Here is an 18921-nt window from a genome sequence, read left to right on the forward strand (position 1 = left end):
GTCTCACTCCTCACCCAGAATGCGCGGGGCCACAAACATGCCCGACTCGGTGACCGGGGCCCCCGAAAGGGCAGCCTCCTGGGTCAGCGGCTCTTCAGCCTCATCGGGGCGCAGGTAGGCTTCCAGAGGAATGGGATTGGCAGTGGGCGGCACATCATCGCCGGCCACCTCCTGGACCTTGGTGATGGAATCGGCGATCACATTGAGCTCGCCCTTGAGGCGGTCGGCCTCCTGATCGGTCAAGGCGATTCGGGCCAGATCGCCCAAGTGCTTGATCTCTTCACGTGTAAAAGTTGGCATACCACTTATCATATGGGTGCTCTATGACACGCAGAAGACAGGGTCAAACGATGTCTGCACGCCGGAAGACCAGGGTTCCCAGAGCACAGCACAGGGCTGTCCAGACCGTCAGAATCAGGCCCGCCTGCCACCAGGTCGGCCACCATCCGATGCCTGCTTCTGGCGCCCAGCCCAGACCTGAGAGGAAGGTGCCCAGCAGACTGGCGGGGGTCAGCCTGAAGAGGGTCTGCAGCCAGCCGGCATGAGGGATTAAACCCCGCAGAAGGTACAGAATCAGCGGCAGGACCACAGTCAGCCCCAAGAACAAGCCGATCCCGCCGGCCTTGGATCGACTCAAGGCTCCCAGACCCAGGCCCATCAAGGCAAAGAGGACCAGCAGGAGCGGGCCGCCCAGCAGATCAATCAGCGCAAGCCCAGGCTGGTAGGCGGGCAAGGCGCCGGATTTGCCTGGCAGAAGCAGGGTTGCCAGGATCCAGCTGATCAGCAGGCCCACCTGTGCCGCCAACCAAGTCAGCAATGTCAAGGCAAGACCCTTGGCCATCAGGACCATGCCTCGACGAGGGTTGGCCATCAGCGTGCTCTCAATGGTGTCGCCAGAAAACTCGCGTGTAAGGACCAGAACCCCCAGAATGCCCGCCATGATCATGGCCGGAAACAGGCCGGAAGCAACGGCCAGCCAGAAAACGTCACCGGAGGCAAACACGAGATGGGCTGGGAAGTCATCGATCTGCCGGTCCAGGCCAGCCAAGACCCTGGTCGCACGAGCCATCAGGCCGGTGCTCAACGGCTGCAGCAACGTGATGATCAGCAGCAGGACCCAAGTCGATTGCAGGGAGAACATCTTGCGCAGCTCCCCTCGGACCGCCCCGGAAAGGGTCAACTGACCGGATGGACGACGCGAATCCAGGAAGGGCAGCCCCGAGGTTCGACGCAGCCGAGTGAAGTCGGAACCATGCCGTGGAGTTGCGTAATCAGGCTCTGCGGCTACCTCTCGCCGGCTCCGACGGGCTCGGCGACCGTTGTCGGCACTCATGGCCGTGCCTCCGGATCACGCTGCCGCGCATCCCTTCCTCCGTGAATGACGCCCTTGTAGGCCTGTTCCAGGGACACTTCCTCCTGCTGAAACTCGTAGAGCACCACACCCTCCTGGGCCAGAATCGAGGCTGTGGAAGCCAGGGGCGCACCCTGGATGCGGAAGCGGGCGGCATCGGGAGGACAGTGCTTGTCCGGGGGCAGACGGGTGATGCTGATTCCGGCAGCCGTGGCCAGGGCGGCCTTTAATTGGTCAGGCTGTGGCGTCACCGCATAAATGGAGTCACGGGAGTGCTCGCCGATGAACTGGGCCACGGTCGTTCTCTCTAGGATCCGTCCTTTGGCGATGATGACCAGATCGTCAGCGATTTGAGCTACCTCGTCAATCTTACGGGAGCTTAGGAGGACTGCCCGGCCCTGTGAGGCAAGACTGCGCCAGATGCCCCTCATCCGCTCGGTTCCCTTCGAATCCAGAACCAGATTGTGGGGGTCGCCCAGAAGGGCTGCAGCCAGGGCCAGCCGCTGACTCATCCCCAGAGAAAGGGAGCCCATCGGCCTGTCGGCGACCGATTGCAGGCCAACCATCTCCAGTACCTGATCCACCCGACGGTGATCAATGCTATTGACCGCGGCCAAGGCCAACAGGTGATCCCTGGCCTTGCAGGCAGAACGGGCCTCGCTTGGATTCAATACTGCCCCCGCCGTCCGCATGGGCGATGAGAGCCGGACGAAGGGATGGCCATCGAACAGGGCCCTGCCTGCATCAGGGCGAACCAGCCCCAGAGCGATGCGCAGAGCAGTCGACTTACCAGCGCCTTTGGGCCCCACAAGCCCAGTCACCCGACCGTCCCTGGCCGTGAAGGAGACACGGTTCAGTACCTTGTGGGAGCCGTAGCGCTTGGTCAGCGAGTCGATGACGATCATGGACCTGCCACCTCCGCATGCTGACAGATCCAGGAGTGCATGGCTACGGCAGCCGCAGCCCCGGCGTTGATGGAGCGCACCGATCCGAACTGGGAGATGTAAACTACATCGTCCGCCAACTCCAAGGCCTTCTCGGACAGCCCTGGCCCCTCAGCGCCGAACATGAGCAGGCAGCGACTGGGAAAGCGGTAGGTCTCCATGGGTACGGCCCCGGGGACGTTGTCGATGGCGATCATACGGGGCATGGACTCCCCCTGCCTGGCTGTTTCTTCTCGCAGAGCGGTCGCCATGGTTGCTATGTCGGGGTCGTGGACCACGTGCTGGTAGAGCTCGGTCATCAGCGAGCCCTTGCGGTTCCATTTGTGAGGTCCGACGATATGGACGCGGCTGGCGGCGAAGGCATTGGCTGTGCGGACCATGGAGCCGATATTGAAGTCGTGGGTCCAGTTCTCCACAGCCACCTCAAACTCATGACGACCCCGGCGATCCAGGTCATCCCGGATGGCCTCGACCTTCCAGTAGCGGTATCGGTCCAGGACGTTGCGGCGATCCCCTTGATCCAGCAGTGCGCGGTCATAGCGCGGGTCAGTCGGCATGGGCTGCTCAGGATGCTCTTCCTGCCAGGGGCCGACCCCCACCTGCCGGAAGACCGGCTCATCTGAGGCCATGGCCGCTCGGGTCACTGGATCAGGCTCCCTCATGATCGCTCCGGGGAATCGTCGGCCGCACCGACGAATTGATCCTCCTGGTAGGCACAGATGAAAGGCAGCCGTTGCCGGGATCCGTCCACCGGATCGACCACCTGAATGCTGCCGCCTGTCCGGCCGCCCACCAGCGAAGCGATGGCCAGCGTCTCCGCGCCCTGGCGCTGGATGATCCCGCAGTCAAGATTGAGCTCGTTGTTCTTGCCCAAGGTGACCAGGGATGAAGTCTGCACGTAGGATTTCCTGCCCAGCCAAGCATCCAGCAGGATGACGCGCCTGCCCTTGATGGACGGGCCTTTGATGGAGGGGTAGACGAAGTCCATGACGAAGGCGTCCAAATCCTGCCCGCGCGAGGCCGCTGCATGAAGCATGGCATCAGCCAGTGGCACAGCAGCAGCGGTAAGCGCCCCGACCGCATCGAAGTCGTCGACCGAATATCCTGCATCTTCCAGGGTGTCCAGAAGAACATGCCCGGCCAGTTCGGCCCCGCGGTGGTGAAAGGTGACCCCGCTGAGCTCGGTGAAGGGACGCCCGCCGATCTCCTGGGCAAGGAGCGCACGGAGCTGGTCGACAGGCTCAGGCAGGTTTGTTCCGGATTCGCGCCCAATCAGATCCGGCGACCCAGTGGGCCTGAAGGATGAACCCTCTTGTCTCTTCGTTGCCTCGTTCATGCTTATCAGATTAGCGCCGGAGGCCCCTAAGCGATACTCACTGCCCTTGGTCGGAAAGAACCTCCGGAGCCGTCAGCTCTCTGATGTTGCCCTTGTCCGAATCGATCATATCGACCGAATCGATGACCTTGGCAGGATCCATCTGCTGCAGCTTGCGGGCGGTGACCAGAACCCGCGACTCCAAGGAGGAGGCGAACTTGTTGTAGGCAGTCACCGTGGCAGTGATGGAGCGCCCCAGTTTGTTGGCCCGATCGCCCAGAACCACAAAGCGGTCATAGAGCTCGTGGGTGAGCGTGAAGAGGGTGCGGGCGTCCTCGGACAGGTTCTGCTGCTGCCAGGCGTAGGCCACCGACTTGAGCACAGCCCAGAGGGTCACCGGCGAGGTCAGGGCCACCTTCTGCGCAAAGGCATCGTCCATCAGGGTGGGGTCCACCTCCAGGGCGGCCTGCAGAAGGGAATCGTTGGGGATGAAGGCCACCACGAAGTCCGGGGCCGTTTCGAAGGCGTTCCAGTACTCCTTGTCGGCCAGGGCCTTGACATGCTCGCGCAGGGCCCGGGCATGCGCCTTGAGCAGTTCGTCCCGGCGGTGCAGCTCGTCATCCGAAGCGGTGTCGGGGATCTCGCAGGCCCGCTGGTAGTCGGAATAGGGGGCCTTAGCATCAATGGGGATGGTCTTGCCGCCAGGCAGGTGAACCACCATGTCAGGACGCAGGACACGTCCATCCGAGGCAGTGACCACCACCTGGGTGTCGAAATCCACATGTTCCAAGAGCCCCGCCGACTCGACGATATTCCTGAGCTGAGCCTCGCCCCAAGCGCCGCGCACCTTGTTGTTGCGCAGGGCCGAAGCCAGGGAGCTGGTCTCCTTGTCCAGTCTCCCCTGCTGCTCACCCAGACTCTTCAGCTGCTGTCCCAGAGAACCCATCTCCTGTTTGCGGCCCTCCTCGATCTGGGCCACCTTGTGCTGGAGGGCATCCAGGTTCTTCTGTACCGGAGCCAAGGCCGAGAGCACCTTGCTCTCCTCCTCCAGATTCTGAGCCTGCCTGCGCCGTTTCTCCTCCTCCTGAGCCTGGGCACGGCGACGCTCCTGCTCGATTCTGATCTGCTCGGCCTGCTGGGCCTGGGCCAGCTGGGATTTGACAAAGGAGAGTTCGCGGTTCAGGCCATCCACCTTGGTCCGAGCCTCCACCAAGGCCGCCTCGGATCCATGGAGCCGGTCCTGGGCCTGATCCAGCTGCGAGCGCAGCTCATCCACCTGGCTATCAGACCCCATGCCGACGGCCCTGCGGCCCTGGGTACGACCCAGGGCATACCCGGCCAACCCTCCCAGGACCATACCGATCAGCAGGAGAAACACCACCATGACCACTGATGACGTAGAATCGAACATATGTTCTAGTAAACCCCCAAGGCTGGACCCCAAGGTCGTGCCGGCCCGGCAGGCTGTCGACGGTAGTCCGAAAATTCGTTTTTTCCGCAAGGAATCGGCCTTGAAACCAGTGCCAGGCCCCGACGACGGGCAGAATAGGAAATATCAAGGGGTTGGAGCAAGACCGAAGGAGATCCGTGGGTATCGATATCTTCCTGGCGATAGCCGATCTGGTCGTGGCCTGTGCGGTCACCTGGCTGATCATCTGGTACTTCCTTATGCCGTCGGCTCATGTCCATGGCCAGGATGCAGGCACGGGCTCCCCAGCCAACCGTGCTTGGCGCGATCCCGAGGATTGGGGCAGGTGGGGGGCCGATCTGGACTCCCGCGGTCATCGTCTGATCAGGCCGACCATCGTCAGCGCCCTGCTCACCGCGCCCGTCCTGGTTCTGGATCTGTTCGATCGTTTCGGCCCCGATTTGCTACCCTCTTGGCTGACCAGCCCCTGGGTGCAGGCTATTCTGATAACTCCAGTCTTCTTCTACTGCGGCCGTGGAATACTCACGGACGGCTGGAAGGCCATGACCGAGCACCGCTGCAGCCCCGACCTCCTGGCCATGCTGGCCACAAGCCTGGCCTACCTGTACAGCCTGGTCACCTGCCTAGCCGGATCCCAGCTGCCGGAAGGCTCCCGATCCCCCTACTTCGATCTGATCGGCGTGGTCATCACCCTCCTCTTGCTGGCTCGGGTCATCGGCACCAGAATGGAAGCCTCCTTGGTGGCCTCGTTGAACCACCTGACGGAGATACGGCCAGCCTCAGGCCTGGTAGCCGATCCGGAACATCCGCAATCCATCCCCGCCCAGATCCTTGCACGTGACCGGATCCGCCCAGGCGATCTGCTCCTGGTACGCACAGGTGAGCGGCCCGCTGCTGACGGAGTTGTGGAATCAGGGTCGGCCCTGGTGGACGACAGCGAGCTGACAGGCGGTGACAGACCCCGGCCATGCGGGCCCGGCGACCGGATCCTGGCCTCCAGCATGATTCTGGAGGGCCGACTGTCCATTCGCGCTGATGCTGTCGGCGACAACACCTACGCAGCCAGGCTCGCGAAGATCATCCCCCAGGCCCTGGTCGAGCGATCCCCGGACATGCGCAGGATGGATCGGATCGTCCACACAGCCATCGCCATGATCATGATCCTGGCTGTCTGGGCCTTCATGCTCTGGCTCATGCTGGGTCCGCAGCCCCACCTGGCCCATGCTGTAGGCAATGCCGTCTGCGTGCTGACCATCGCCTGCCCTGCTGTCGCAGCCATGACCATCCCCATGGCCTTCCGAACCAGTCTGGAGACGGGCCTGGCCCACGGCCTGCTCTTCACCTCGCCACGAGCCATGAACCGCCTGGGCCGGGTGCGGACCCTGATTCTGGACGACTCCTCTCTACTGGACCCCGACGACTCGGAGGGCCAAGGGGTGCATACGGAATCCCTGACCCGAACCGCCACCCATCTACGCGCCCTGCGGGTAAGCAGCCTGATCCTGGATGGAAGCCGCCAGCCGGACGACAGGATTGAGCGTGCAGCCCGTCAGGCTGGCGTGGACATGTTGATCACCCAGCTGACACCCGAGCGCAAACGCGAATGCATGGATAGACTCAACCACGATCTGACCCGGACCAGCAGGGGCGTTCCGGCGGATCGGACTGGACAAAACGCCACCTCCACCGGGGAACAGGGCCGAACCAGACTAGTGGCTTTGGCAGCTGCGACAACCGCCGATCATGAGCTGACAGACAAGGCCCGAGTAAGCATCGCTCTGGGTCCCCAGCTTCAGGCAGATGCGGACGGTACAGACCCGATGCAACCGGATCTCATCCTGCACCAGGGCGATCTGGACGGAACCGGCAGGGCCATAGAACTGAGCCGGGCCACAACCCAGGTCATCAGGCAGAACCTGACCTGGTCCACTGTCTACAACATCATCGCCCTGGTCGTTGCCACCGGAATTTGCCAACCTTTCCTTGGCTGGATGCTCAACCCCATGATCGCGGCAGTGACAGGGGCCCTGTCCACCATTCTGGCCATGCTCAACGTTCGTCGTCTACACCGGCTGCGGCACCTGCGCCGCCGCTGGCTGCGCCTCGCCCTGATCGACACGGACCAACTTCCGACGGTCGCGGCACGGCGACCCCAGGTCATCGTCGACAGCCAGTGGGAATCCATGCAAGAGGGCCAGGATCCGGCGGCCGCCATGGACTGAATCCCCATAGAGCACAGTAGGCGATATACCAAAAGGGTCGGCACCGGGGATTATCCCCGGTGCCGACCCTAATTGATCTCAGCGAGACTGGGCCTCATCCTGATCGTCGCCACGAGCGGCATGACGGCCACGGCCACCATCGCGTCCGCCATCGCCGGCATCAGCATCGGCATCGCCATCAGCCGTCACATCGTCGACCGTGACCGAGTCGTCCACCAGATTCTCGGTGGGCCAGGCGGTCAGCTCCAGGTGGTCGCCGCCGGTCTGGTCCACCAGAACCGTGTCGCCGTCGTGAACCTTGCCAGCCAGCAGCATCCTGGCCAGCTGATCGCCCACCTCGGTCTGCACCAGCCGACGCAAGGGACGAGCGCCGAAGGCCGGGTCATAGCCCATGTTGGCCAGCCACTCCCTAGCAGAGTCGGTGACATCAAGGGTGATGCGCCGGTCGGTCAGCCGCTGGGCCACCTGCTTGACCTGGATGTTCACAATGGAACCCAGCTCGTCGCGGGTCAGCGGATGGAAGATGACCAGATCGTCCAGCCGGTTGATGAACTCAGGCTTGAAGTTGGCGTGCACGGCATCCATGACCGCCTTGCGCTTGCCCTCCTCGTCCAGGTCGTCCCGAACCAGGAACTGCGAGCCCAGGTTGGAGGTCATGATCAGGATGGTGTTCTTGAAGTCCACCGTCCTGCCCTGGCCATCGGTCAGCCTGCCGTCGTCCAAAACCTGCAGGAGCAGGTCGAAGACCTCAGGGTTGGCCTTCTCCACCTCGTCGAAGAGGACCACCGAGTAGGGCCGCCTACGCACGGCCTCGGTCAGCTGACCACCCTCCTCATAGCCCACGTAGCCGGGGGCAGCGCCGATCAGACGAGAGACCGAGGCCTTCTCCATGTACTCTGACATATCGATGCGGACCATGGCCTTCTCGTCGTCGAAGAGGAAGTCGGCCAGGGCCTTGGCCAGCTCCGTCTTGCCTACTCCAGTGGGGCCCAGGAACATGAAGGATCCGGTAGGCCTGTCAGGGTCGGCGATGCCGGCACGCGAGCGCCGGACCGCGTCGGATACCGCATGGATGGCCTCCTGCTGGCCGACCACCCGCTTGCCCAGGTAGTCCTCCATATGCAGGAGCTTCTCGTTCTCGCCCTCCATGAGCCGTCCTACGGGAATCCCAGTCCAGTCAGAGACGATCTCCGCCACGGAATCCGCATCAACATGGTCGGGAACCATGGGCTCCTGCGCCGGACCGCCGGCGATGTCAGCCCCATCGGGACCCGCATCGTTGGCGGTATTCTTGGCCTGCTCGGCCGCGTTCTCCGCCTGGGCCAGCTGCTTGCGAATGCCGGGGATCTCTCCATAGAGGATGCGGGAAGCCTTCTCCAGGTCGCCCTCACGGGTGGCCTTGTCAGCTTCGACCCTCTTGGCATCCAGCTGGGCGCGCAGGTCGCCGACCTTGTTATGGCCAGCCTTCTCATTCTCCCAACGGGCCTTGAGACCCCCCAGCTTCTCGCGGGAGTCCGCCAGCTCGGCCTGCAGCTTGCTCAGACGGTCCTTGGAGGCCGGGTCATCGGCCTTCTTCAGCTGCATCTCCTCCATCTCCAGACGGGTGACACGACGTTGAAGCTCGTCGATCTCCTCAGGCTGAGAGTCCAGCTCCATCCGCAGGTGGGCAGCGGCCTCGTCAACCAGGTCGATGGCCTTGTCCGGCAGCTGACGACCAGAGATGTACCGGTTGGACAGCGTAGCTGCCGCGACCAGGGCATCATCCCCGATGGTCACCTTGTGGTGGGCCTCGTAACGCTGCTTGAGGCCACGCAGGATGGCCACGGTATCCTCCACGGAGGGCTCACCCACGAAGACCTGCTGGAAGCGGCGCTCCAGAGCCGGGTCCTTCTCGATGTTCTCACGGTACTCGTCCAGGGTGGTGGCGCCAATCAGGCGCAGTTCACCCCTGGCCAGCATGGGCTTGAGCATGTTGCCCGCATCCATGGATCCCTCGGCAGCACCAGCCCCGACGATGGTGTGGATCTCATCGATGAAGGTGATGACCTGACCGTTGGCGCTCTTGATCTCATTGAGGACGGCCTTGAGGCGCTCCTCGAATTCGCCCCGGTACTTGCTGCCAGCCACCATGGAACTCAGATCCAGGGAGATCAGCCTCTTGCCCTGCAGGGTGGTAGGTACGTCACCGGCCACGATGCGCTCGGCCAGACCCTCGACCACAGCGGTCTTGCCCACACCGGGCTCGCCGATAAGGACGGGGTTGTTCTTGGTCCGCCGGGACAGGATCTGCATGACACGACGAATCTCCTGGTCCCTGCCGATGACCGGGTCCAGCTTGCCCTCCTTGGCCTGGGCAGTCAGATCGGTGGAGTACTTCTCCAGGGCCTTGTAGGTACCCTCGGCATCCGGGCTGGTCACCTTGGCGCCGCCGCGCACCTGGGGCACGGCCTTGCGCAGGGTATCGGCCTGCAGACCGTTCCGATTCAGAATATCGGCGGCCTGCGAGGGACCCTGAGCGATGGCAATGAGCAGATGCTCGGTAGAGACGTACTCGTCCCCCATGGCCTGCATTTCCTTCTCCGCCTGGGCCAGGGCCATGCTGAGCTGACGACTGGCATCGGGCTGGGAGGCCGTGGATCCGCTGGCCGACGGCAGAGCCACCAGGGCCTGACGGACCTCGGCTCCGACTCGTTGGCTGTCGCCACCGGCCGCCTGGATCAGTCCAGGCACCACCCCGGACTGCTGACGCAGCAGCGAATCCAACAAATGGAGCACATCCACCTGGGGGTTGCCAGCCGCCGAGGCCGACTGGATAGCATCGCCGATGGCCTGCTGAGCCATGGTGGTGAAGTTTTCGTTCATAGAGCATCCTCCAACATTCTTCGGCGGGGCTAGCCGAATCACTCGACCGGGCCCCGTCACGGGTTCATCTGTCTTCTACAACAGCGAAATGAGGATACCTATTCCCAAACTTGAGCCTAAACGACTCAAGTTTTTACCTTGCGTGTTTTACTGTTTTTGGCTACTCGTCGATGACCACATTGCGCAGGTAGCCGATTCCCTCCACCTGGACCGTGGCCTCGTCGCGGTTTTTCAACGAACCTGTGGCGTTAGGGGTACCGGTCATGATGACATCGCCGGGCAGCAGGGTGGCAAAGCTGGAGATGAAAGCGATCTGCTCAGGAATGGAATGGATCAGGTTGGCGGTGGTGCCGCTGGCCCCGGGCACCTCTTCTCCGTTGAGCTTGAAGGAGATCTTCGCATCCCGATAGTCCAGGTCGGTCTCGATCCAAGGCCCAAGCGGGCAGGCGGTGTCAAAGCCCTTGCAGCGGGTCCACATGGGGTCGTTCTTCTGCAGATCGCGCAGGGTCACGTCGTTGACGCAGGTATAGCCCAGCACATGGTCCATGGCCTCGTTGACGCTCACCTTCCGGGCCATCCTGCCGATAACGACGGCAACCTCGGGCACGTAGTTCATGTCCTTACTGTAGGAAGGCTTGACGATGGGATCGTCAGGGCCGATGACCGAGGTGGAAGGCTTCATGAAGAGCATGAGCTTTTCCGGAGGCTCCGGGTTCGGGGACTGACCATGCTCGGCCATGTAGGCGGCGTGGGCGCGGTAGTTCTTGGCTGCCCCGTAAATCTTGGAAGGGATGACCGGAGCCAGCAGCCGCACATCCTCGTCGTCCAGGGGGTAGCGCTTGCCGGTGGGCTCGACCTGCTGGCCGGTCAGGGGGTAGCCGCTCAGCTCGACCAGGTAGTCCTTGCCGTCCTGCTTGTCAGTTTGGACAAAGGCGTATCGTGGGGTGTCCTTGTAGGAAAAACGCGCGATTCTCATAGGGCACAGTCTAGCCCCAGGCGGAGCCTCTTGACAGGATCGGGTTCCGAAACAGACAGTAGCTGGTCAGATAAAAGCCCGCGGACCAAAGATGGCCGTGCCTACACGGACCTCGGTCGACCCTTCAGCCACCGCATACTCCATGTCTCCAGTCATTCCCATGGACAGCATGGTGCAGGCGTCGGTGCCCGGCTCCCCCGAATCCCTGATGCGGTCGCGCAGACCGCGCAGATGGGCGAATCCGCTCCTGATGACGGCCTCGTCGTCCACATGTGCACCGACAGTCATCAGGCCCTTGAGCCGGATTCCCTCCATAGCGGCCAGCTCATAGGCCAGATCCAGGGCCTGGTCGGGAGCGCAGCCCGACTTGGCCTGCTCGCCGGACTCGTTGACCTCCAGGAGGATGCCCACAGTTCTGCCCGACGCCAGTGCCCGCGTGGCCAGCTTTCGAGCCAGCGATGGCCCGTCGACCGACTCGACCGTGTCGACATATGGCAGGATCTTATTGATCTTGTTTGATTGGAGCTGCCCGATCAGATGGAAGCCCACGCTGGGTGAATCGTTATCCGCAGCATCGGTGCCAAGGGCCAGTCCCTTGTCCCGACAGAGCTCCAACAATCCCTGGGCCTTGGCGGTGACCTCCTGGGGACGGTTCTCACCGATTCGACGCACCCCGGCATCAATGGCTGCCATGATCTCGCCCACATCGCGGGTCTTGGTGGCCGCCAGCAGTGTCACCGAGCCTTCTTTTCGACCAGCGGAGTCCTCCGCTTTGGCGATCCTGTCAGCCACGCGCTTGACACCATCCGCAATCTGCCGGGCTCGTTCCTGGCTAACCTGCCGATTGCCCAGATCCTTGTGGTCCATATAGGCGACCATGACCCGCTACCTCCTTAAAAATCCGGAAGCCTTGACTGAGGCCATGGTAGCCAGTGGCTCATACCGGAAAGACTGGTGAGCCGGGATCGAAAACCTACAGACTCGGCTTTAGGTCAGAAACGTTCAGCTCGCTCAGATCCAGCTGTCGGTCCCTGCGGTCAGCGGCCAGTGTGTTCCACGTGAAACCATCGAGCAGTTCCTGCGCGCTGGCAGGTCTGGGCCGTTCCAAGAGTCCCAGGAGCCAGCCACAAACCCCCAGCACTTGCCTGGCCGACCAACCATTTTTTCTGAGCGACCCCAGATCCGGCGATCCGAAACGCTTGGACATCCGTCTGCCGTCTACGCCATCAATCAGCGGCAAATGAGCGTACTGAACACGAGGAGCCTGCGGCTGCAGGTGGTACCTGATCCACACCTGGATGGCTGTGGACCTGAGCAGGTCCCTTCCTCGCACAATCTGATTGACCCCCATGGCCAGGTCATCCACCGTCACCGCCAGCTGGTAGGAAACCAAGCCGTCCGAACGTCTGACGACCACATCGCCGACCTGCCTGGACAAATTGAAGGACTGCGGGCCAAAGATCAGATCGTCGAAGCAACAGATGGCATCCGACTCGTCGGGCTGATCAGGGACTGCGATTCGGAGGCTGTGCCGCTGCCCTTGAGCCAGCCTTTCACTGACCACCTGGGGGGAAAGTCCTCGGCAGGTACCCGGATAGACAATGAACCCGTCGCCTTCATTCGGCGCCGATGCCGCGCGGATGTCGGCACGGGAGCAGAAGCAGGGGTAAATCAGGGACTGCCCGCCAATTAATTGCGACGATTCCAGTAATTTCAATGCCTGATGGTAAGCATCGGCGCGCTGGGACTGGTAGACCACCTCGCCATCCCAGTCCAATCCCAGCCAGGCCAGGTCATCCATGATCCAACGGTCAGCGTCCTTGACCACCCGCGGCGTATCTATGTCTTCAATGCGAAGCCGCAGTACCCCGCCAGACCCTTGCGACCTGACACCCAGCCAGGCCGCCAGACATGCATAGATATTGCCCAGATGCATCCGCCCAGTCGGCGAAGGCGCCAACCTTCCTACGACCTTGGCCTGACCGGCCTGGCTCACTCTCGGTTCTCCCTTGTGCATACCGACATGCTTGCATACCACCAGGTCATTGAGGAGCCATCAGTCAGCCAAACTATTGCATGCCTTTGAATGGCCCCAGGCAAATGCTCAGAAGCTGTCGAGCAGACGGTCGATCTCCTCGAAGTGCTTGACCTTAGGACGCCAGACCGGCTTGCCACGAACGATGACCAGCTTGGGATCAGCCAGGGTCCGCACATTCTTGGCAGGATCCTCGTCGAGGACGATCAGATCCGCATCCTTGCCCGTATCGACCGAGCCAGTAACATTGTCGAAGCCCAGGTTGCGGGCATTGACCTGGGTGGCAGCGTGGAAGGCCTGCGCCGGGGTGAAATCGGCATACCGCACCAGATAGTCGAGTTCCCGCCAAGTGCCGTACTGAGGCACGAAGGTCATGCCGGTGTCGGTGCCAACGCCGACGGCAATGCCGTTCTCATGAGCCTGCTTGGCGCTCTTGACCATACCGTCGACCACCAGTTCGGAATTGCCGCGTACTATATCGCTGATCCCCAGCTCCTGCTGGCTGATCTTGACCAGAGGCAGCCCGGCGGACAGGGTGGGGTCCAAGGCCGAGAAGCCGCGAAGCGAGCGCGGATTGTCAAGGAAGAGCCCAATCATCTCGTCATCCAGAGCGCTGCCGTGCTCGATGGTATCCACTCCCGCCTTGAGAGCGGCCTTGACCCCCTCGGGGCTCTGAGCGTGTGCTGCGACGAGCACACCAAACTCATGGGCCTCATCGCAGACAGCGGCCATTTCCTCCTCGGTCATCTGCGGGCTACCGGCCTCGCCAAGCTTGGTGGCATCGGTCACGCCGCCTGTCGCAGCCACCTTGATGGCATTGACCCCATGGTCCAGGTTCTCCCTGGTCCGACGCCTGGCCTCTTCGGGAGAGGAGCAGGACAGAGCGATGAAGGGATCGCCATGACCTCCAGGAATTGCCAGGAGCGGGCCGGCAGCCAGCATGCGCGGGCCGGTCAGCTCGTCGGCATCAATCTTGTCGCGCAGACGAACCGCCTCATAGCCCACATCGCCCAAGGTACGAATGGTCGTCACGCCCGAGTTCAACAGGGTGGAGACGTTGCCTTTGATCCTGGCATCCATAAGCACTCTGCCGGCGGGGCTGTGCACCACTTTCAAAGCAGCGTCGACCACGCGCGGCGACAGGTCAGTACCGCCGGACAGGGGCTTGCCGTCGGCAAAAAGATGGGTATGGGCATTGATGAGTCCAGGTGCCACAAACTTGCCCGTAGCGTTGATCCGGTGATATCCGGAAGGCACATAGGCCAGCGGGGTCGGGCAGACCTGTTCTATCCGGCCGTCCGCGGAAACCAGAACAGACATATCCTTCTGGACCGTGCCTTGTTCATCGCCGGTCGCAATACTGGCATGCTCAAGCACAAACGGCTCGCGCTCTTTCCTGCCTTGAAGACGCCCCATGGTCGTACCTGCCTTCCCATCTCCGATGCACTCTTTGCGAGGAATCGGGCATATATGGTCAATCATATCCATGGCGGGGCGAACCATTCAAGCAGGACAAGCATGACACACAGACAGTGGATCCCATTCAGGCGCACCCTGCCACGGGAACTAGACCGCAATTCCCGAATACCGCCATGAAGGACTGTCCAAGGGGCGGGAAACATTCACAGTCATCGCCAGAGGCCACCACCGACCTTCCTGAGCGGGAATGTTACCTGGAGTCCGGCACGCTGTTGATGACGAACTCTATTTCGGAATATGCCGGCGGTTGAAGAGCCACGCCGAATGCCACCACCGAGCCGAATCCGTCGAAGACGGTGGAATCCATAGCCAGCACGGGCCGACCCTTGTCCACGTGAAAGTACCCGGCTATCCGTGAATCGACATTCTCGATGCGGACCACGACCTCGTTCCTGGCGAGCCTGACGTCGTATCGTCCTTCGATGAAGTCATAGAGGGATCCGTCGGAGAAATCATGCTCAAGTATCTCCGGAAACTCTGCATCCGGCAGGTAGGTGCAGACATATTGCTGTAGGTTGCCATTGACATAGCGCAACCGCTCCAGCTCGATCAGGTCCGCTTCAGCCTCCAGACCCAGCTTTGATGCAATATCGGCTTTCTTGACAATCCTGTTGCCCAGCACTCGGGTCTTGACCGTTCTGCCCAGGTCATGCTGCTGACGCCAGAAGCCTCTGATGCGGCCGTTGATCACCTCGCGGGAGGAAGTGGGCGACTTCAGCTTGAAGGTTCCCTTGCCCTGGCTACGAACGATCAGCCCCTCACGAATCAGATCTTCGATGGCATGGCGAACCGTGATCCGACTGACCTTGTACCGTGCGCAAAGTTGGGACTCAGTAGGTAGCTGCGCCCCTTCTTTCATCCGTTTGACGCTTCCGCGCAAATGGTCTCGCACGGACACATACTTGGGAATTCCATCTACCATTGCAAAACCGACCCACCTGATATTTCCTTGCTTTCATGAATCGAAATCCCGCGGCCTGTGCCAATCGAGACTTGCTTCGTTCAATGATTGCAGAAGCCCCTTGTCTCTGCCTTGCACAGGGGCCAAACTGAAATATTGTCCAGCAACGGATAGGTCATGGAACTGATATTGAAAAGTCCGCTAGTCCCATGACCCTTCCCATCGTCGCCCCTGTCATCTTCATAGATGAGACAGGGGCTTCAGATTCAGGCGACGGCTTCAGCCTTGTCAGCCGAGTCAGCTGCAGCAGCAATAGCCTTCTTGCGCTTGTTCATGAAGTAGGAAACCACATAGACCAGGATCAGCACGACAATGATTCCCGCGATGATCGCAATCTGGCCGCCAGCCTTGTTGAGGTAGCCTAGGAAGATGCCGGCCACGCCGAAATCGGCATCCGAGTATGTGGCGGCGCCCTTGCCCACAGAACCCAGCACTGGCAGAAGCAGGAGCGGCAGGAAGGTTATGGCCAGGCCATTGACAAAGGAACCGAGAATGGCTCCGCGCCGACCGCCCGCGCCATTGCCGATCACGCCTGTAGCGCCGCCGGTCATGAAGTGGGCCACGACACCGGGGATGATGACAGTGGTGCCAGCCAAGGCCATGATGGCCATGCCCACGATGCCGCCGACGAAGCTGGACAGGAACCCAATCAGAACGGCGTTGGGGGCAAAGGTGAAAGTGACAGGGACATCCAGTGCAGGCTTGGCGTTCTTGACCAGGTGCTCACTGATGCCCTTGAAGGCAGGAACGATCTCGCCCAAAACCACACGAACACCTGCCAGGATGATATAGACGCCGGCAGAGAAAGTAGCCGCCTGCAAGACCACATAGACGATGAAGTTCTGTCCGTCGCTGAGCTTGCTCTCGATATAGCCGGGACCGGCGAAGAGCGCCACGATGACATAGATCACGGCCATGGACAGAGCGACGATAACGGTTGTATCGCGCAAGAAGCCCAGATTCTTGGGGAAGTTGATATCCTCAGTCGATTTAGAGGGATGCTTCTTGCTGCGGGTGAGCATGGCCACCAGACCGCCCAGGGCGATACCTGAGCCGCCGGTGTGACCCAGGGCCACATCATCGGTACCAGTGACCTTCTTCATGAAAGGTTGCACGACTGCGGGCGAAAGGGTCACAACCAGACCCTGAGCGATTGAGCCCCAAAGCAGGGTCTGCCAAGTGGAGAATCCGGCCGCTACGAAGATGACAGTGATCATCGTGGCCATATAGAAGGCCACATGCCCTGACAAGTAGACATATTTGAAATATGATGTTGCCGAAAGAAGGACATTGACAATCATTCCAAAGAAGAAGATGAGTGCGGCAACAGAGCCGTACTTAACTAGGACCGTGCCGACGATGGCCTCGTTGTTAGGGACGACGCCCTGGACGTGGAAGGCGTGTTGGAACATATCCCCAAAGGGAGTCAATGCGTTGGTCACCACGCCTGCACCGGCGGCCAGAACCAGGAAGCCTACGAACGTCCGTATGGTTCCTTTCATGACGTCCGTGGCAGACTTGCGCTGCAGGGCCAGGCCGATCAGGGAGATCAGCGCGACAATAACGGAAGGCTGTCGGAAAATGTCCAAAAGGACCTTTAATGCACCGTTCATGCCGTCTGCCCTCCTTGAGAAACATCCACACCGTGACGCTTCAGGGCCTCGGCCAGCTTTTCTTTGATCTCATTCATATCGATCAGGCTGTTCAGGACAACCACGTCTCCCAGATCCTTGGCAGCATCAGCGATATCACGCCCGACAAAAATAAGATCGGCATCGCCCTTGTTGACCGAGCCCAAATCGCTATGGTCGGTCTCGACACCGGTCACACCAAGCTCTTTCAAAGCCTTGTCAATGTTGAGCTGGGTGATGAAGCTCGACCCCAGTCCAGTGCTGCAAACCGTCAGAATCTTCATATTGATTACCTTTCTTCCTTGAGGATCGTCCTCAATTCCTCAACGTTCGCGGCCTTGCCCAGCCGTTCCTGATTGGTGCCGTCACTCAGGAAGGTCGCCAACGATTGCATCAGGCTCAAATGGCTGTTCGAGTCCTGCGCGGCCAGGCAGAAGAACGTGCTGATCGGGTGATCCTGTGAATCGGCCAGCAAAAAGGGCCTGCCGACCTTCAGCACCGACAGGGAAGTGGTCACAACGCCTGCCTCCGGCCTGGCGTGGGCCATGGCGATGCCTTGACCCAGATCAATGTAGGTGCCGCCTGGTTTGCGTATCGAAGCCTTGATGGCCTCGACATAAGAGAGCTTGATCCTTCCCAAGTCAACCAGCGGAGCGGTGACCACATCCACTGCTTCCTCCCAATCGGCCACGCCGTCCCTGTACATGACGGTGCCTTCCGGGAAATACTCGTCCAGCAATTTGCCTCCTCGCATACAATGAAGTCCATCCGCTTCGTAGCGAACGTTCGCGGGAGGGTGGATGCCTCCCCACGGAATCTTCAACCTCGAATTCCGCAAACATTATAACAACATGACAATATGATGTCTATGCTTGCGTGTTCAGACGCCGGTTCCCGGGCCTCCGAGAAGGAGCCCGGGACCTTGGCTTCCTGTTGATCAGGCGGCGAAGAGGACCTTGAAAATCACGGCTCCGACGATGGCACCGATGATGGGCGCCACCACTGGGATCCAAGCCTCCCTCCAGCGCGAATCTCCCTTGTTGGGCACGGGCAGAATCCAATGAAGGAAGCGCGGCACCAGATCACGTGCGGGGTTCAAACCGGGGCCGGTTGGACCGCCCAGAGAGGTGACCAGCCCCCAGACGATCAAGCCGACAACGATGGAGGCGGCAGCCAACCCCCTAGACCCCCATGGGCCTTGCAGACAGCAGAGGGCTCCCAGAACCAACACCAGCGTGCCAAAAAACTCATTGATGAAGTAGTTGACCAACGAGCCCGAGGCGTCAGTGGTGCAGAAGGTGCCCAAGATCGGCGAGGGGTCTTTGGTCATGCGGTAGTGCGGGAAGTAGCAGGCATAGACCACCAACTGGCCCAAGGCCGCCCCGACCAGCTGCGCCAGAATATATGGCAGAACCTGGCTCCAGGGAAAGATGCCGATGACGGCTTGTCCCAGAGTCATGGCCGGGTTGATGTGGGCTCCGGATACCCCGCCAAACATGAGCACGGGAAACATGACTCCGAAGCCATACCCCATGGCAATAGTGAGCCAGCCGGAATGGTGGCCCTTGGTGCCCTCCAGATCCACGTCGGCGACCGCGCCGTTCCCGAAGATCATCAATATGGCGGTGCCGACACATTCAGCGGCCAACTTGGTCATGAGCGAATATTCCATTCAATCCTTCACCCCTCTCTCGATGCCGCCGTGGCGCCACTTTC

Annotated in this window: 17 protein-coding genes; 1 reads left to right on the top strand and 16 read right to left on the bottom strand. The window is 61.1% G+C overall.

The window, feature by feature from the left end:
* Positions 1 to 3: 3 nt before the first annotated feature.
* The 6 genes from gatC to rmuC are packed head-to-tail and all read right to left on the bottom strand — an operon-like array spanning position 4 to position 5021.
* The gene (gene gatC / locus H3T92_RS03285; protein WP_015022515.1) at positions 4 to 300 is read right to left on the bottom strand and encodes an Asp-tRNA(Asn)/Glu-tRNA(Gln) amidotransferase subunit GatC; all 297 of its coding nucleotides are present in this window, start codon (positions 298 to 300) and stop codon (positions 4 to 6) included.
* Positions 301 to 343: 43 nt separating this feature from the next.
* Positions 344 to 1333 (bottom strand): ABC transporter permease subunit, encoded by a 990-nt coding sequence (locus H3T92_RS03290; RefSeq protein ID WP_144084953.1) that lies wholly within the window; start codon positions 1331 to 1333, stop codon positions 344 to 346.
* On the bottom strand, positions 1330 to 2256 hold the full coding sequence (locus tag H3T92_RS03295; RefSeq protein WP_144084952.1) for an ATP-binding cassette domain-containing protein: 927 nt from the start codon (positions 2254 to 2256) through the stop codon (positions 1330 to 1332). The genes H3T92_RS03290 and H3T92_RS03295 overlap by 4 nt, the downstream gene beginning before the upstream one ends.
* Positions 2253 to 2957, bottom strand: a complete 705-nt coding sequence (locus H3T92_RS03300) for a TrmH family RNA methyltransferase (protein WP_144084951.1) — start codon at positions 2955 to 2957, stop codon at positions 2253 to 2255. Before H3T92_RS03300 ends, H3T92_RS03295 begins: the two co-directional genes overlap by 4 nt.
* Complete coding sequence (locus H3T92_RS03305; RefSeq protein ID WP_232341844.1) at positions 2954 to 3631, bottom strand: orotate phosphoribosyltransferase; 678 nt, start codon at positions 3629 to 3631, stop codon at positions 2954 to 2956. Before H3T92_RS03305 ends, H3T92_RS03300 begins: the two co-directional genes overlap by 4 nt.
* 37 nt (positions 3632 to 3668) lie before the next feature.
* The gene (gene rmuC / locus H3T92_RS03310; RefSeq protein WP_144084950.1) at positions 3669 to 5021 is read right to left on the bottom strand and encodes a DNA recombination protein RmuC; all 1353 of its coding nucleotides are present in this window, start codon (positions 5019 to 5021) and stop codon (positions 3669 to 3671) included.
* Positions 5022 to 5197: 176 nt separating this feature from the next.
* Between rmuC and H3T92_RS03315 the strand changes: the two genes are divergently transcribed.
* A complete protein-coding gene (locus H3T92_RS03315; protein WP_144084949.1) occupies positions 5198 to 7261 on the top strand; it encodes a P-type ATPase in 2064 nt (687 codons plus the stop codon).
* Between the two features lie 78 nt (positions 7262 to 7339).
* On the opposite strand, the gene clpB is transcribed toward H3T92_RS03315, so the two are convergent.
* The 10 genes from clpB to H3T92_RS03365 form a co-directional block, all read right to left on the bottom strand.
* The gene (clpB, locus tag H3T92_RS03320; protein ID WP_144084948.1) at positions 7340 to 10123 is read right to left on the bottom strand and encodes an ATP-dependent chaperone ClpB; all 2784 of its coding nucleotides are present in this window, start codon (positions 10121 to 10123) and stop codon (positions 7340 to 7342) included.
* Positions 10124 to 10283: 160 nt separating this feature from the next.
* Entirely contained in the window at positions 10284 to 11099 is an 816-nt protein-coding gene (locus tag H3T92_RS03325; RefSeq protein ID WP_144084947.1) for a fumarylacetoacetate hydrolase family protein, read from the bottom strand.
* Between the two features lie 66 nt (positions 11100 to 11165).
* Complete coding sequence (locus tag H3T92_RS03330; protein WP_144084946.1) at positions 11166 to 11978, bottom strand: YggS family pyridoxal phosphate-dependent enzyme; 813 nt, start codon at positions 11976 to 11978, stop codon at positions 11166 to 11168.
* A 94-nt stretch (positions 11979 to 12072) separates the two neighbouring features.
* Entirely contained in the window at positions 12073 to 13116 is a 1044-nt protein-coding gene (gene gluQRS / locus H3T92_RS03335) for a tRNA glutamyl-Q(34) synthetase GluQRS (protein ID WP_186279313.1), read from the bottom strand.
* A gap of 87 nt (positions 13117 to 13203) precedes the next feature.
* Positions 13204 to 14550: a metal-dependent hydrolase family protein gene (locus H3T92_RS03340; protein WP_045924921.1), complete on the bottom strand. Its 1347-nt coding sequence runs from the start codon at positions 14548 to 14550 to the stop codon at positions 13204 to 13206.
* A 253-nt stretch (positions 14551 to 14803) separates the two neighbouring features.
* Entirely contained in the window at positions 14804 to 15535 is a 732-nt protein-coding gene (locus H3T92_RS03345) for a GntR family transcriptional regulator (protein WP_144084945.1), read from the bottom strand.
* Positions 15536 to 15780: 245 nt separating this feature from the next.
* Positions 15781 to 17187, bottom strand: coding sequence for a PTS ascorbate transporter subunit IIC (locus H3T92_RS03350; RefSeq protein WP_101432952.1), 1407 nt, complete (start codon positions 17185 to 17187; stop codon positions 15781 to 15783).
* Complete coding sequence (locus tag H3T92_RS03355) at positions 17184 to 17489, bottom strand: PTS sugar transporter subunit IIB (protein WP_101432953.1); 306 nt, start codon at positions 17487 to 17489, stop codon at positions 17184 to 17186. Before H3T92_RS03355 ends, H3T92_RS03350 begins: the two co-directional genes overlap by 4 nt.
* 5 nt (positions 17490 to 17494) lie before the next feature.
* Entirely contained in the window at positions 17495 to 17944 is a 450-nt protein-coding gene (locus H3T92_RS03360) for a PTS sugar transporter subunit IIA (RefSeq protein WP_232341845.1), read from the bottom strand.
* 198 nt (positions 17945 to 18142) lie between these two features.
* Entirely contained in the window at positions 18143 to 18877 is a 735-nt protein-coding gene (locus tag H3T92_RS03365) for an MIP/aquaporin family protein (protein ID WP_144084944.1), read from the bottom strand.
* Between the last annotated feature and the right edge of the window lie 44 nt (positions 18878 to 18921).

Source organism: Bifidobacterium sp. W8112 (assembly GCF_016101425.1).
In the GTDB taxonomy this organism is placed as follows: Bacteria; Actinomycetota; Actinomycetes; order Actinomycetales; family Bifidobacteriaceae; genus Bombiscardovia; species Bombiscardovia apousia.